Source organism: Syntrophomonas curvata (assembly GCF_052976825.1).
Window position 1 is genome coordinate 846,971 of the sequence record NZ_CM129641.1, and the last position, 15,827, is coordinate 862,797.

Annotated in this window: 10 protein-coding genes and 3 rRNA genes; 7 read left to right on the plus strand and 6 right to left on the minus strand. The window is 47.2% G+C overall.

The window, feature by feature from the left end; translation table 11 throughout:
- Positions 1 to 20: 20 nt before the first annotated feature.
- Positions 21 to 1,067, minus strand: a complete 1,047-nt coding sequence (locus ACU70B_RS03610) for a mannose-1-phosphate guanylyltransferase (protein WP_447184991.1) — start codon at positions 1,065 to 1,067, stop codon at positions 21 to 23.
- Positions 1,068 to 1,286: 219 nt separating this feature from the next.
- Between ACU70B_RS03610 and ACU70B_RS03615 the strand changes: the two genes are divergently transcribed.
- From ACU70B_RS03615 to rrf, 4 genes are all read left to right on the plus strand, one after another.
- Positions 1,287 to 2,162 carry a YitT family protein gene (locus ACU70B_RS03615; protein ID WP_447184992.1) on the plus strand — a complete coding sequence of 292 codons (876 nt, stop codon included), beginning with the start codon at positions 1,287 to 1,289 and terminating at the stop codon, positions 2,160 to 2,162.
- Positions 2,163 to 2,472: 310 nt separating this feature from the next.
- Positions 2,473 to 4,143: ribosomal RNA gene (locus ACU70B_RS03620) — 16S ribosomal RNA — on the plus strand.
- Between the two features lie 200 nt (positions 4,144 to 4,343).
- Positions 4,344 to 7,891: ribosomal RNA gene (locus ACU70B_RS03625) — 23S ribosomal RNA — on the plus strand.
- A 303-nt stretch (positions 7,892 to 8,194) separates the two neighbouring features.
- Positions 8,195 to 8,307, plus strand: a 5S ribosomal RNA gene (rrf, locus tag ACU70B_RS03630).
- Together the 16S, 23S and 5S rRNA genes form the textbook arrangement of a ribosomal RNA operon.
- A gap of 284 nt (positions 8,308 to 8,591) precedes the next feature.
- On the opposite strand, the gene ACU70B_RS03635 is transcribed toward rrf, so the two are convergent.
- From ACU70B_RS03635 to ACU70B_RS03650, 4 genes are all read right to left on the minus strand, one after another.
- Positions 8,592 to 9,062, minus strand: coding sequence for a VOC family protein (locus tag ACU70B_RS03635; protein ID WP_447184993.1), 471 nt, complete (start codon positions 9,060 to 9,062; stop codon positions 8,592 to 8,594).
- Between the two features lie 187 nt (positions 9,063 to 9,249).
- Positions 9,250 to 9,705 (minus strand): DUF3788 domain-containing protein, encoded by a 456-nt coding sequence (locus ACU70B_RS03640; protein WP_447184994.1) that lies wholly within the window; start codon positions 9,703 to 9,705, stop codon positions 9,250 to 9,252.
- Positions 9,706 to 9,725: 20 nt separating this feature from the next.
- Positions 9,726 to 10,184 (minus strand): GyrI-like domain-containing protein, encoded by a 459-nt coding sequence (locus ACU70B_RS03645; protein ID WP_447184995.1) that lies wholly within the window; start codon positions 10,182 to 10,184, stop codon positions 9,726 to 9,728.
- A gap of 67 nt (positions 10,185 to 10,251) precedes the next feature.
- Complete coding sequence (locus ACU70B_RS03650; RefSeq protein WP_447184996.1) at positions 10,252 to 11,187, minus strand: helix-turn-helix transcriptional regulator; 936 nt, start codon at positions 11,185 to 11,187, stop codon at positions 10,252 to 10,254.
- Positions 11,188 to 11,775: 588 nt separating this feature from the next.
- Between ACU70B_RS03650 and ACU70B_RS03655 the strand changes: the two genes are divergently transcribed.
- A complete protein-coding gene (locus tag ACU70B_RS03655) occupies positions 11,776 to 12,531 on the plus strand; it encodes a Uma2 family endonuclease (RefSeq protein ID WP_447184997.1) in 756 nt (251 codons plus the stop codon).
- A 274-nt stretch (positions 12,532 to 12,805) separates the two neighbouring features.
- Here ACU70B_RS03655 and ACU70B_RS03660 read toward each other — a convergent pair whose 3' ends face one another.
- On the minus strand, positions 12,806 to 12,949 hold the full coding sequence (locus ACU70B_RS03660; RefSeq protein WP_447184998.1) for a hypothetical protein: 144 nt from the start codon (positions 12,947 to 12,949) through the stop codon (positions 12,806 to 12,808).
- Positions 12,950 to 13,403: 454 nt separating this feature from the next.
- Here ACU70B_RS03660 and ACU70B_RS03665 point away from each other — a divergent pair, with 454 nt between their 5' ends.
- Both ACU70B_RS03665 and ACU70B_RS03670 read left to right on the plus strand, forming a co-directional pair.
- Positions 13,404 to 14,555 carry a methyl-accepting chemotaxis protein gene (locus tag ACU70B_RS03665; RefSeq protein ID WP_447184999.1) on the plus strand — a complete coding sequence of 384 codons (1,152 nt, stop codon included), beginning with the start codon at positions 13,404 to 13,406 and terminating at the stop codon, positions 14,553 to 14,555.
- Positions 14,556 to 15,004: 449 nt separating this feature from the next.
- Positions 15,005 to 15,703, plus strand: coding sequence for a CBS domain-containing protein (locus tag ACU70B_RS03670; protein WP_447185000.1), 699 nt, complete (start codon positions 15,005 to 15,007; stop codon positions 15,701 to 15,703).
- Positions 15,704 to 15,827 lie beyond the last annotated feature (124 nt).

The window sequence follows — 15,827 nt, forward strand, 5'->3', positions numbered from 1 at the left end:
CATGTCTGCTTTCTCCGGCATTAAAGTAGGTCGTCGCGGTTTTGCGCCTGCAAAGCCTCCACGATCTGGCGAATGTCCTGGGAACGGTCGCGTTGGGAAACAAAAATAACGTCATCCGTTTCCACCACCAGAAGATTGTCGACCCCGAAAAGGACCAGCGATTTTTCGGTTTGCTTTACCAGACAATTACTGCTATCCATAACAATTACATCCTGGCCGCAGCATACGTTCATATTCTCGTCGGGTTGGTGCAGCTCGGCCAGAGCATTCCAGCTGCCCAGATCAGACCAGCCGAAATCGGCCGGCACAACCGCCATACGATCAGACTTTTCGGCTATGCCGTAATCCAGACTGATATCAGGAAGTTCTTCATAGGAGCTGACATATCCGTCAAAGCCAAGCATCATCTTTTCGTAAATATGAGGCAGGTGCTTGCGAAACTCATCCATCAGGACGGAGGCTTTACCTACATAGATTCCGGCATTCCACATATGCCGGCCGCTGTCCAGATAACTATTGGCCGTAGCTGAATCAGGTTTTTCACAGAAAGAATTGACCTCATAAACATCAGGGATATCAGCGACCTCCCATTTAGTCTTCTCAATATAGCCGTAACCGGTCTCGGCGCGGCTGGGGGAAATGCCGATGGTAGCCAGATGGTTACTGCGGGCAGCTTGCATGGCTTTTTCTAAACTTTGGACGAAGGCTTTTCGGTCAAGCACATGATGGTCAGCCGGGAAAATCCCCAATAGCTCATCCGAGTTTTCCCCCAGATAACGAGCCAGCACGAGCCCGACCGCCGGCGCCGTATTTTTACCCTGGGGTTCACTCAGAATTTCAATAAGATCGTTATCTGTTCGCTGCTTTAACAATTCCTTAATCGGCAGCGCCAGTTCCTCGCTGGTGATAATAACAATACGGTGGGAGCCTGCGTCCAGTAAACGGTCGATTGTTTCATCCAGCATAGATTTAGTACCAATAAACTTGCATAATTGTTTGGGGCGTTTTTGTCTGCTCTCCGGCCAAAGGCGCAGGCCTTTACCGCCAGCCAAAATTACCGCTATCATTATATACCCTCCATTTTGGTTGCCAGTTATATTGTATGATAGTTGTTTATTTTTATATTCCCCTTAAGAGTTTGTCCCTAAAAATCGGGATTAATACCTTTGAGGCTTGGCGCCGGGAAGCGCCGGGCGACAATCAAGCATGTTTAGCCTGATGATTTCATTATTATTGGCAGCATTGGGGAAATATAATGATAAATACAGAAGGAGCATATCTGGGCGGTGAAAAGCTTTCAAATAGAAAAGAAGTACCGGGAAATATTTTCGGTCAAAGACATAGGCGGAATCCTGCTGGGATCATTTATCCTGGCTGCAGCCATCCAATGGGTGCTGGTACCGGCCAACCTGCTTACCGGAGGTGTAGGCGGGATAGCCATAATAATGAGATTCTTGACCGGGATTGAGATATGGGTTTGGTACCTGTTATTAAATATACCTATATTTATAGCCGGGTATAAATATGTCAGCCATCGTTTTGTGATCTACAGTCTCGTCGGTACCGCAGCCCTGACCCTTTTCCTGGGGATGCTTAAACCGATTGGCTGGACTTTAAACGATAACCTGCTTTCTGCTTTATTGGGAGGGGTAATAGCCGGGATAGGTTCCGGAATAATACTGCACAGTAAAGGCTCGACTGGCGGTTTGGATATCATAGCGGTTCTGGTAAGGAGATTTCGCGGTTATAACATTGGCCAAGTTACTTTTGCCAGTAACCTGCTGGTTTTGAGCCTATCATTAATAACATTCAACATAAAACTGGCACTATTTTCGGCTATATCTATTTTTGTCTCTTCCCAGGTAATTGATTTCGTTATATATGGCCCCGAGCTTAACCGAACGGCTATGATTATTTCGCATAATTGCGAAGATATTACTTACGCCATCATCAATAATCTCCATCGCGGCTGTACCTGTTTACCGGCCCGGGGCGCATATACCGGAGAAGATATAAATATAATCATGGTGACGGTAGCCCGCACCCAGCTTCCACGCTTAAAAGAGATGGTATTCCAGCTCGATCCCCAGGCTTTTATCACCGTAAGCGAAACCATAGAAGTTTACGGCAAGGGCTTCAGAACCGAGTTGAGTGATTTCTAAAAAATTATTGCCTTAAAACAGTTAGCGCCTCAACCTGTTGCTATGGCAAACCGAAATAATCTTAAAAAGGCAACTTTCTTGAGAAGAATTTAAAGAAAGTGTTATACGGATGTTGACTTTTGTCGAGCCTGGTGATAATATAAATCTTGCCGCGCGAAATACGCGACAGGATCTTGATAAAACAGAACAGCAAGGAAAGAAGTGCGGGAGAAATGGGACTGCATTTTCGGTATAAGAAAATACAAGCCAAGACTCCGAAAGAGACAACAAAAAGCCAGCCTTAAAAAGATTGAGGCTAGGAAATAAACTTTCATTGGAGAGTTTGATCCTGGCTCAGGACGAACGCTGGCGGCGTGCCTAACACATGCAAGTCGAACGGTTCAACACTCGACACTGAATGTTCTTGAAGTGATAAAAAGAGAGTAGGCGACAGCGTAGATGCGAACGGAGAGAGCATCAGGCCAAAAAGCCTAACACAAAAGGGAAGACAGAGAACATTGAGTGTTGAGTGTTGAATAGTGGCGGACGGGTGAGTAACGCGTGGGCAACCTACCCATAAGAGGGGGATAACAGTTGGAAACGACTGCTAATACCGCATAAACTATTGAGGTGGCATGACCTTGATAGAAAAGATGGCCTCTGAATATGCTATCGCTTATGGATGGGCCCGCGTCTGATTAGCTGGTTGGTGGGGTAACGGCCTACCAAGGCGACGATCAGTAGCCGGCCTGAGAGGGTGAACGGCCACACTGGGACTGAGACACGGCCCAGACTCCTACGGGAGGCAGCAGTGGGGAATATTGCGCAATGGGGGAAACCCTGACGCAGCGACGCCGCGTGAGCGAAGAAGGCCTTAGGGTCGTAAAGCTCTGTTGTAAGGGACGAAAGTTCGTATTGCGAATAGTGATACGGAATGACGGTACCTTACCAGCAAGCCCCGGCTAACTACGTGCCAGCAGCCGCGGTAAGACGTAGGGGGCGAGCGTTGTCCGGAATTACTGGGCGTAAAGAGCACGTAGGCGGATAACTAAGTCAGATGTGAAAGACCGGGGCCCAACCCTGGGGTTGCATCTGAAACTGGATATCTTGAGGGCAGGAGAGGGCAGTGGAATTCCTGGTGTAGCGGTGAAATGCGTAGAAATCAGGAGGAACACCAGTGGCGAAGGCGGCTGCCTGGACTGACCCTGACGCTGAGGTGCGAAAGCGTGGGTAGCAAACAGGATTAGATACCCTGGTAGTCCACGCCGTAAACGATGGATACTAGGTGTGGGAGGTATCGACCCCTTCCGTGCCGCAGCTAACGCAATAAGTATCCCGCCTGGGGAGTACGGTCGCAAGGCTGAAACTCAAAGGAATTGACGGGGGCCCGCACAAGCGGTGGAGCATGTGGTTTAATTCGATGCAACGCGAAGAACCTTACCAGGTCTTGACATCCAGAGGACCTTTGTGAAAGCAGGGGGTGCCTTCGGGAGCTCTGAGACAGGTGGTGCATGGTTGTCGTCAGCTCGTGTCGTGAGATGTTGGGTTAAGTCCCGCAACGAGCGCAACCCTTGCTATTAGTTGCTAACAGGCAAAGCTGAGCACTCTAATGGGACTGCCCGTGACAAGCGGGAGGAAGGTGGGGATGACGTCAAATCATCATGCCCTTTATGATCTGGGCTACACACGTGCTACAATGGATGGTACAGAGAGCAGCGAGACTGCGAAGTGGAGCGAATCTCAAAAAGCCATTCTCAGTTCGGATTGCAGTCTGCAACTCGACTGCATGAAGTCGGAATCGCTAGTAATCGCGAATCAGCATGTCGCGGTGAATGCGTTCCCGGGCCTTGTACACACCGCCCGTCACACCACGAAAGTCGGCAACACCCGAAGCCGGTGACTCAACTAGCAATAGAGAGAGCCGTCGAAGGTGGGGTTGGTGATTGGGGTGAAGTCGTAACAAGGTATCCGTACCGGAAGGTGCGGATGGATCACCTCCTTTCTAAGGAGTAGGGTTAACACCCGAAACAGGTCGATCACTTCGACCTTGCTGTTCGTTTTATATACATACCGCCAGAGAGGGCGGGAAGTTCTTTGAAAACTGCACAGGATAAAAAAGCAGAACAATTTCATTCGAGGGAAGCGGGAATGGCGAATCGAGGTTCAAAAGACCCGCTAAACGAAAGAAAGTTCTCTCGCAAAGGTCAAGATAAAAAGGGCGTATGGTGGATGCCTTGGCGCCAGAAGGCGAAGAAGGACGCGGCCAGCGGCGAAACGCCACGGGGAGCTGCAAGCGAGCATAGATCCGTGGATATCCGAATGGGGAAACCCGGTACCTGAGAACAGGTATCATCCCTACCTGAACACATAGGGTAGGAGAAGCGAGACCCGGTGAACTGAAACATCTTAGTAACCGGAGGAAGAGAAATCAAGAGAGATTTTCCTAGTAGCGGCGAGCGAACGGGAAAGAGCCCAAACCTTATATGTGTAAGCCTGCAAGCGTTGCATATGAGGGGTTGAGGGGCTGACAGGGCAGAATTGCAGAGCTGTCAAAGAGTTACAAAACCGATATTTAGGCGAACCTGTCTGGAAAGTCAGGCCGCAGAGAGTGAAAGCCTCGTAGCCGAAAAACATCGGACTCTTAGTCAGGACCCCGAGTACCGCCGGACACGTGGAACCCGGTGGGAAGCAGGGAGGACCACCTTCCAAGGCTAAATACTAACTGGCGACCGATAGCGAACAGTACCGTGAGGGAAAGGTGAAAAGCACCCCGGGAGGGGAGTGAAAAAGAACCTGAAACCGTATGCCTACAAACAGTCAGAGCACTATTGGGAAGTGAGAAGTGGGAAGTTAATTGAGAAGTGAGAAGCGGGAAGTTAGAAGTGAGAAATGTCTCACCTCCAACATCGCACCTCACACCTGTCAACCCAACCTCTCACCTCTCACTTCCCAAGTGTGATGGCGTACCTTTTGTAGAATGGGCCAGCGAGTTACGGTATCATGCGAGGTTAAATCAAAAAAGGATGGAGCCGAAGCGAAAGCGAGTCTTAAAAGGGCGAAAAAGTATGATACGGTAGACCCGAAACCGGGTGATCTATCCATGGCCAGGGTGAAGTCTCGGTAACACGAGATGGAGGCCCGAACCAGAGTACGTTAAAAAGTGCGTGGATGAGCTGTGGATAGGGGTGAAATGCCAATCGAACCCGGAGATAGCTGGTTCTCCCCGAAATAGCTTTAGGGCTAGCGTTATGAAGTGCCTTATGGGGGTAGAGCACTGGTTAGGCTAGGGGCCTTACTCGGTTACCGAACCTTCCCAAACTCCGAATACCATAAGGAAAAACATAGCAGTCAGTCTGCGGGTAACAAGGTCCGTAGACGAGAGGGAAACAGCCCAGACCAACAGCTAAGGTCCCCAAATCTATGCTAAGTGGGAAAGGATGTAGGGCTGCACAGACAGCCAGGATGTTGGCTTAGAAGCAGCCACCATTCAAAGAGTGCGTAATAGCTCACTGGTCAAGTGGCCCTGCGCCGAAAATATAACGGGGCTAAGCATAGTACCGAAGCTTTGGGATTGAGAAGTGAGATGTGGGAAGTTAGAAGTGAGAAAAAAGTGAGAGGTGTGCCAGATGGGAGAAGAAAAGATAAAAAGCTTTGAAGATCTCATAGTGTACCAAAAAGCATACCAACTAGTACTACAAGCTCACAAACTGACTAACACATTTCCAGAAGCAGAGAAAAGGGAATTAGGATATCAGATAAGAAGAGCAGCAGTATCCATACCAGCCAACATAGCCGAAGGCTATGGCCGGAAGAACTCCGCCAAAGAATTCAAGCATTACCTAAGAAATGCCTTAGGTTCCAGCAACGAAATGATAGTTCTTCTAAAGTTAAGCAAAGATTTAGGATACATGCAAGACGATAAAATCATAGAAGACTATGATGTACTCGGAAAACAGCTCTTTAGACTGATAGAAAAGTGGGAATAAAAATCCCGCGTCCAACTTCTCACATCTCACTTCTCAATCGGTAGGGGAGCGTTCCTATGGGGCAGAAGCTGTACCGTAAGGAGCAGTGGACTAATAGGAAGTGAGAATGCTGGCATAAGTAAGCGAGAAGGCAGGTGAGAATCCTGTCCGCCGTAAACCTAAGGTTTCCTGGGGAAGGCTCGTCCGCCCAGGGTAAGCCGGGACCTAACCCGAGGCCGAAAGGCGTAGGGGATGGACAACTGGTTGAAAATCCAGTGCCACCTAGTTTCCGATTGAGTGAAGGGGTGACGCAGGAGGATAGGTGAAGCGCACGATTGGAAGAGTGCGTCCAAGCACGTAGGGTGCCAGGCAGGCAAATCCGCCTGGTGTAAGCCTGAGGTGTGATGGGGAGGGAAGCGTAGTACCGAAGTCATTGAGTCCAAACTGCCAAGAAAAGCCTCTAGCAAGGAAGCGGGTGCCCGTACCGCAAACCGACACAGGTAGGTGAGGAGAGAATCCTAAGGCGCGCGAGAGAACCCTCGTTAAGGAACTCGGCAAAATAACCCCGTAACTTCGGGAGAAGGGGTGCTCTGACAGCGTGAGTACGTAAAACATGTACTTTGCGTGAGAGAGCCGCAGTGACCAGGCCCAGGCGACTGTTTAGCAAAAACACAGGTCTCTGCCAAATCGAAAGATGAAGTATAGAGGCTGACGCCTGCCCGGTGCTGGAAGGTTAAGGGGAGAGCTTAGCGGCAACGCGAAGGCTTGAGCCGAAGCCCCAGTGAACGGCGGCCGTAACTATAACGGTCCTAAGGTAGCGAAATTCCTTGTCTGGTAAGTTCAGACCCGCACGAAAGGCGTAACGATCTGGGCGCTGTCTCGACGAGGGGCTCGGTGAAATTGTAATACCGGTGAAGATGCCGGTTACCTGCGATAGGACAGAAAGACCCCGTGGAGCTTTACTGCAGCTTGATATTGGATTTTGGTAGTGCATGTACAGGATAGGTGGGAGACTAAGAATCCAGGTCGCAAGGCTTGGAGGAGTCACTGGTGGGATACCACTCTTGGATTGCTGGAGTTCTAACCTGGGCCCGTAAACCGGGTCAGGGACATTGTCTGGCGGGCAGTTTGACTGGGGCGGTCGCCTCCCAAAGAGTAACGGAGGCGCCCAAAGGTTCCCTCAGCGCGGATGGAAATCGCGCGAAGAGTGTAAAGGCATAAGGGAGCTTGACTGCGAGAGAGACATCTCGAGCAGGGACGAAAGTCGGGCTTAGTGATCCGGCGGTGCCGAGTGGAAGGGCCGTCGCTCATCGGATAAAAGCTACCCCGGGGATAACAGGCTTATCTCCCCCAAGAGTTCACATCGACGGGGAGGTTTGGCACCTCGATGTCGGCTCATCACATCCTGGGGCTGGAGAAGGTCCCAAGGGTTGGGCTGTTCGCCCATTAAAGTGGTACGTGAGCTGGGTTCAGAACGTCGTGAGACAGTTCGGTCCCTATCCATCGCAGGCGCAGGAGAATTGAGAGGATCTGTCCCTAGTACGAGAGGACCGGGATGGACAGACCGCTGGTGTACCAGTTGTCTCGCCAGAGGCACAGCTGGGTAGCTATGTCTGGACGTGATAAGCGCTGAAAGCATCTAAGCGCGAAGCCGACCTCAAGATGAGTTCTCCCATTCCGTCAAGGAAGTAAGGTCCCACTAAGACTAAGTGGTTGATAGGCCGGATGTGTAAGTGCAGCGATGCATTAAGCTGACCGGTACTAATAGACCGAGGGCTTGACCTTAAAGAGAACAGTATCTGCTTAATACCTGTGCAGTTTTGAGAGAACACGAGCGTTTCGCCTGAGCAAGGCGAAGAGCGAAATGCCGGGCTATCACATCCTGACCCAGAGGTCATGGGCCAGGGAACTGAAACAAAAACCAAACAAGTAATCATATTTCCTGGTGCGTCGATGCTCAGCCTAACGGCTTCGATCCATCGACACTCGCCGAGATATCGTCGGCTCGCAATGGCGGTCTCCGCCATACGTAAGTCAAAACTCGGCAGACAGGTTAATCTAAGCAAAACTTAATACGTAATCATATTTCCTGGTGACAATGGCGGAGAGGCCACACCCGTTCCCATCCCGAACACGGAAGTTAAGCTCTCCAGCGCCGATGGTACTGCAGAATCCTGTGGGAGAGTAGGACGTTGCCAGGATTTGATTTTTTCTGGAAAGACTCTGCATCGGCAGAGTCTTTCTTTTTCCAGCCTCCCGCTGCGGGCGCCGCCAGTCCTGCCCCGCGGGCTTCTTTTCGGCGGCATTGGGCGAGGCGTCGTTGCCAGGTGGATGGGGACTGCTTATGTTCCGCTTTGCTTCACTGGTTAAGGCTGCAGGATTTATTTGTATACCGGTAGACATAATAGAGCTTTGCGGTAAATGTTCTAGTGATTCAATTTTCCCCATACTTTGCTCTAAAGAATCAAATAAGGCTCTCTTTTTCTCACTCTTTCCCCAGACAGCTTTTTACAAATCCGATCGGGTGCTGGGTTATTTCTGAGGTTTCTTCTATGGATAGTCCTTGGGCGATAAATTTTTTCACCACGCTGCACATGCTTTCGCCGACTTCAATAATGTTCAGATCGGGATCATAGAAGCGAATCACCCGCTGACCCCAGGAATATTCCTTGACATCATGAACATATCGAATAGGATGCAATTGCAGTCGGGCGATAAAATCATCAAAATTATCTTCTTCAAAATATAGTTCGAAGTTGTTTGACTGGGTTAAAATCTCATTTTCCCTTTTATCAATAAAATCAGCCCAGGAAGCCTTGGTCTGCAGTGAATAATCCCCGGCAAAGGTAATATTAGCACCAAAGTCCAGGATTACTTTTTGATTTAAGATCTCTTCATAAAACTTCCTGGATGTTTCCATATTTTCAACCACGATTAAGGGGCAGCGATAAACCATTTATTAGATACCTCCTTGCTGAAAATAAACTGTAACGGATATTTCCTAATCATGGAAAAAATCAAGCCGTGGCTATATCTTCTAGGGACGGGCAGTATCCTTTTAAAAGCAAACAATCGGACAATACCTTGGATTTTGGATTACCATGCTATAACCTCTTTAAGGTAACAATCCCCTTACGTCACTTTTAATTTTTTGGCTGAGAGGTACCATACTTTAAAACCAGCAGTTCCTGTACATTTTTCAGGATGGGTTCGCTTTCTACCGGAATCATCAGCCATTTGGTACCATTAAACGGCCGAGCTGAATGGATGATGTTCATTACCGCCGGTTCAAATTTATTGACCATAGATGTAATAATATGGGCTAATTCCAGTTTGATCACAATCAGGACAGTAAAAGAGTTTTTTTCGGGATAAAGTGTACATAACGACTTGCCGGATTTATGGTATTTTATATTCCATCCCTTTTGCATTGAGCAATTGCTGAAGGTTATTTTAGGCTTGGTTTTATATTCTTCCCGGATAAAGGAATTAAGAGTATTCCACCAGGTTAAGGCCGGCTCATTAACATAGGTCAATATTTCTTCGTAGACCAGCTTATGGTGGGCATCCAAAATCAAATCCTTTTCGGCTTCAGCCATTGCTCATCGCTCCTTTCCAATCACTTGAGCGGAAAGACAATTTTGGTTACCAGTTCATTTTCGGGTGTTTCGGCGGGATCATTGAGATAAAACTCATAACATACCCCGGTTGATATGTGCCCGTTGGCGGGTATCCAGTCCATAATAGCATTGTAAGCAGGCTCGATCTTATTATAGGGTCCGCTATAGAGGCAGGACACCTGTTTGCCGGCCGGGATTTCACTGGGTTTAAGTTCATTGTTGCCTGCTGCCGGCTGGGCTACGGGCAAACCGCATTCTATATCCAGGTCTTGCATATCCATATTAAAATAGCCTACATATGGTGCACCTGAAGGCGGGATGCCTATTTCATTGAGATAGGTAATTATAGAAGCATAGGCTTTCCCCAATACCTGCGGCAGGTTCTGTACCGGTGTCCGAGCCCGGATGGATATGGTAGGTTGAGCTTCCTTTTCTTCCAATACAAATTGATATTGCATAATCTTAGCCCCCTCAATTCATTTTTCTTGATTATAGCATTTGAAACCTGACAGCTATATGACAGGTTTAAGAAGAATATTTCCTATATATTTCCGCAGTGATGTTGGCCAGAATGCTGCGAATATGAGGCGGGTTTATAACCTCCATTCCGCTGCCAAAACTCAAAAGGTAGCCATATAGCCAATTATTCTCCGGGAGGCTGATCTTAACCATAATCTTACCGTCATCCTGGTGGATTGAATTCTCACCGAAGCATTCCAGCGCCACGTTTCCCATATACTTATCAAAAAGCAGGTCCAACTCCACCAGCCTGGCCTTTTCCTGCCACTGGTCCTCCCAGGGAGCTTGTTCGGCAGGCACTTCCCTGGGGTGATAAGGTCTGGTCGTAAGCAATATATCCTTTATCCGTGCCAGCTTGAAAAGACGAAAATCCTCCCTTAGCTGGCACCAGGCATAAAGGTACCAGGATTGCCCCTTGAGCAGCAGTGAGTAAGGCTCGACCTGGCGCATGGTTCTTATGCCGTCAGCATCAATATAAGAGAATTCAATCAGCCTGTAATTCTTAATGCCCATGCGCAGCAGTGAAATTTTTTCTTTAAACGGTTCGTTACCTCCCCAGGGAGATAAGTCGATTATCATCTGCCGGGTCTTCAGGTCAAGCGACTGAAGCTGTGATGAGGATAAAGGTATTTTCAGCTTTTCGACTAATATATCCAGGTTACTGTCGGTCATACTGGCGGCAACTCCCTTTAAAGCAGAGATCATGGCCGCCAAATCATCGGCGCTGAGCACGCTCTTATCCAGGCGATAGCCTTCAGCAATGCTGATACCGCCATTCACCCCCTGATAGGTTATGATAGGGATTCCGGCCAGGTTTATGGCGTCAATGTCACGCAGGATCGTGCGGACGGACACGTCAAACATTTCAGCCAGCTCCTTGGCCCGGACCCGCTTTTTTCTGAGCAGGACTATAATGATGGATATTAATCGATCTAGCTTCACTTCATTATCACCTGTTCCTGGCTATAAAACCTTGGCGTTATACAGTTCATTCCTGCCATAAGGTAAAATCGTATCCCGTTTTATGCAGGAATTTATTGGTTATGACGACAATGTCAAGTAATATTATACGGGATATTTATGAGTCTGGGTAATAATACAGTAATATGGTAAAGATTTCCCTGCAAGTTTCTTCATAGTTATCACCCGTTTAACTAAAGAAGAAAGTTGGGTTTATGTTTCATTTTAGGAATGTCCCCAGCCCCCATACATAAAAGTGAAGTCCGTTTTTAAAAGACTTTCCATGACATTTCCGCACCTAGAGGATTCTTTCGATTCAGGAGGGGTTACCCGTAAAGGAAGCGGCATTGCTTTCGATTTTGCTGTAAAAGGCCCACTGATTGAGCTTGCGAAAAACCATTTGGGAATTAAGACATTTCAATAACAGCATGTCAGTTTTTATAATAAGGGTTGTTTTTAATTCCGCCTCCAATTAATCCGGGCAGACTACAGTTGATTATAGACTACTGCAGCTGATATTAGTTGATTACAGTTAACGGATTGATTATAATCGAGACGGGAGGTGATATTTTGGCCATAGATAAGGAGTTGATTACAGCCCGGTCGCTGGCTGAGGCCCTGGATATTTCTGTGGAAACGATTTGGAGATATACCCGGGAAAATAAAATACCCTGCGTTGAATTGGGCAGCAGAAAATACCGGTATAAGCTGGATGATGTAATAAAAGCACTGCGTGGTGACATCATTCGGGAAAATACCGCCCCATACGAGACCGAACCTGGCAAGAAGCTTACTTATCAGGAGTACCTGGATATACCAGAAGAACCAGGCTATCGTTTTGAGATCCTTGACGGTATGTTGATTAGAGAACCATCACCCAATGTTATGCACCAGCGAGTTTCCCGCCGGTTGCAAAGGATTCTGGAGGATTATTTTGAGGAAGCTGATTCTGAAGGAGAGATATTTGATGCCCCTTTGGATGTTACCCCGCTTGATTACAATGTAGTCCAGCCCGATATATTCTATGTAGCAGGCGAACAGCAGCCTATTGTAAAAGATAACCGGATTGACGGGGCTCCTGTATTGGTAGTTGAGATATTGTCACCTTCCAGCCGCCGTAAAGACCGGCTGCAAAAAATGCAGATTTATCAGCGGGCTGGGGTGCAGCATTATTGGCTGGTTGATCCGCAGGATAAAACCCTCGAGTGCTTTGCCTGGTATGATGGCGTATACGCCCTGGTTGCTTCCGGTATGGATGAGGATGTGGTGGAACATCCGGATTTTACAGGGTTGTCAATCGCATTAAAATCCTTATGGTCTAAATAAAAAGCAGAGCGGGATATCTATTAAGGTAAAATCCTGTTGCTGATTTGTGGTGTGGATTCAGTATCGGGTTTTACCATCGGGCCCATGATCTGAATCCGCATAATGCAAAACTTGATTTACGGCCCTTATTGCTCCGCTGCTTTCGGCCGAGATAAAATTTTAATGGGCATGGAGCGAAGGCCAGCGCATAGCCCCCACCAGATCAGAACTGTTAATCAAAACGGTTTTCCTCAATGAATTCTATTTCCGAAAATTATGTCCGTAGCCGGGTACATTAATCCGTGCCTGTTCCGATATCCCAACCATATGCAATCACGGGCGCCCTAAACCCCCGGTATTCGTCAATAGCCTGGGTGATGATGCGTCCGCCCAGTTTTTCATAAAAACGTCGACTGGGGTTAAAATAGTTTTCAAGCATGATTATTTGGTTCATGTGCAAGATTAATTTTTTGGCGATAATGGTAATGGAATTAGTTGTTAACCGAATTGTGAAAAATTATCGAACGATATATAATTAAGGAAAATTGAATAATGGTTCTCCTGCGGAAACATGGTTTATAACTTGTAGCGGGTGTTTGCCGCATTGCCGGGCTAATGGAGTAATGAATGCCTTCCATAAGAACAGAAACCGGTGGTTTTTTGTAGCGGAACCAATATAAATAGAGAATCTCGGGGGTTATGAGTTGAATATTTTCTGAATTAATGACCCCGGTACGATGACTATGAATAACAGGTGATCCTAGGGTTGCCTGTTATTATTTTGACCCAACTTACTACAACCTGAATCGAGGGAAAGGGGGTACGGAGTAGGTAAAGACAAACCTTTTTAATACGGTTAACCGATCTAAAATAATGGAGAGGGGTAAAAAGTTATGATACTTACAGCAGAAAAAATAGAAATTTTTAAAGAAATTGCTTCAATACTGGTTGATAAAATGCCCAATGGGGCAATGGTAGCAATAGCAGACCGGGAAAAAATAAGTTGGAAAGCAGCTTCAAAGGTTTTTGATGTCAAGGATTTTAGCGTGGGCACACCGCTAAGAGTAGGTGGAGCTCCTTACCAGTGTATTAGAAGCAATCGGGAGGAGCAGGAAAATGTACCTCGGAATGTGTACGGCATGCGTCTCTTAATGAATGCTTGGCCGATTGTTGATAATGGTGAAGCAATAGGGAGCGCTATTCTGGTATTGCCTAGACTGCATCCCATAGCCCGTTCCTTTGATGATTTCGCTCCCTTAATAGCAGATATGTTTCCTGAAGGTGCTTTTCTCTATATGACCGACTTGGAGAAAATTGCCTACCGCCATCCTTCGATAAAGTTTGATATGCCTGATTTACAGCTAGGGGATAAAATCCTTTCAGGGGGGGTTACTGAGCGGGCTATCAAAAGTGCACAGCTGGCGGTTGAGGAATTAAGTGCCAGTGTTCATGGCGTACCTGTTTTAATCATGAGCAATCCTTGTTTTGATGAAGATGATAGGAGCAAAGTGGTAGCCACTTTCAACCTGGCTCTTCCTAAACAAAGCGCCGTCAATTTACGCAAATTATCTGACCAGCTGACAATGAGCTTGGAAGAAATATCATCGGTAATAGAAGAATTGGCTGCATCAGCTGCACAAATTAATATCAACGAAAAAGACCTTAACATTTCGGTTGACCAGGTTAACGGACTAGCTGACGATATAAGCAAGGTGCTGGCTTTTATCAAGCAGATAGCAGATGAAACGAAAATGCTTGGGCTTAACGCCGCTATTGAGGCAGCCAGAGCCGGCGATGCGGGGCGCGGCTTTGGGGTGGTGGCCGAAGAGATTAGAAAACTATCAGATGAATCCAAACAAACGGTGGTAAGCATAGGCAAGCTCATAAGTAAAATCAAAGATAATGTGGACGAAACCGTACGCAAGAGCCAACTTAATCTCGATGCCAGTCAGGAACAAGCGGCAGCCACCGAAGAAATTTCTGCCAGTGTAGAGGAAATAAGGGCCATGGCAGAATCGCTGGATAGAATGGCTAAGGATATGTAAGATGCTGCCGATGTTGCAAGATAGGATGGCCAAATTGGCACGCTGCATTTGTAATTTAGTTTTTACGTTCCTTGGCGGTCATTTTTCTACATCTTCTGTCTCGGAAGTAACTGCGGCCGGGAAGGACATGGCGGACATAAATAATAAGAAAAAAATGCCGCATGCCTCAGTATTTGCAGGAATTTATTAGTTATAGTGGAAATAAATAATAAATATCTTCTTGATTCGGGGTCGTATAGCAGTTTATTAGAAAGTTATTCTACCCCGTTTCTCTTGCTGGAGACTATTAAATAGAAAAAGAGGGGGCGGAAGTGAAAAGGCTGTTTAGGCATGGTCTTTGCTGGTTTTAACCAGTCTTGCGCTGGGCTGCGGAACTATTGCCAAGAGGCCAAAGCAAACCGTCCCATCAGCGCATTCCAAATATAAATTGGTAAGAGGGGGCAAAGGGTATGGAGCAGAAGTATTCACAGGAGGCAGTTCGGGCCTTTTGGATACTGCTGGCGATTTATTTCATAATCTCCGGTGGGTTGGTGGTTTTAAACTGCATGGGCATATGCAAATTTGCGGTTAGTATGACCAGTCTGGACAACATAATTTTCAGTCTTCCCATGATAGCATTGTACCTGCTGGTTTTCCTGGCTGCTACGGCGGGCTATGCCCGCGGTAAGTATATGCTGGAAGAACTGCCTTTAAACATGCGTCTCAAGCAGGAACTGCATCTTCGCACTATGGCCGGTGCCGGTATAAAAACCAAGATTCGCGCTGGTTCACAAATAACCTTAGAAGACAGTTTCGCGGACGTGCTTAATAATATGGTGTCTTCGCGCATATCGATACTGGCGGTAGTGGATGAAAAAAATGAGGTAAAAGGGGTTGTAACGCCTACCGATTTATTGCTGTATGTTCAGAAAACCCTGAAGGATAACGGTGCTAACGATATTAAAAGCCTGCATGAAGCCAAGGTCAGAGATCTCCAACCCAGCGAACCTGTCTTGATTGAGACCAGTGACCAATTGCAGTCCGTAACCGAAAAGATGATTCAACACCAATATACCAAACTGATTGTCACCGACAACGGGCAATTCAGTGGAACGGTGGATGCCCTTGACATTCTGGCTGAGTTATTGGAAGCTGAGACTTCCAGGTGAAATCCGGTATTATATTGTTCTTGCAAATTGTGGAGTCTAAATTGACCACGTGCCGGTGCTTAAGGTTATTGCCCGAAGTCTTCAGTCTTCAGAAGAGGTCTTACTGCTGAAATATTTTTCTCAT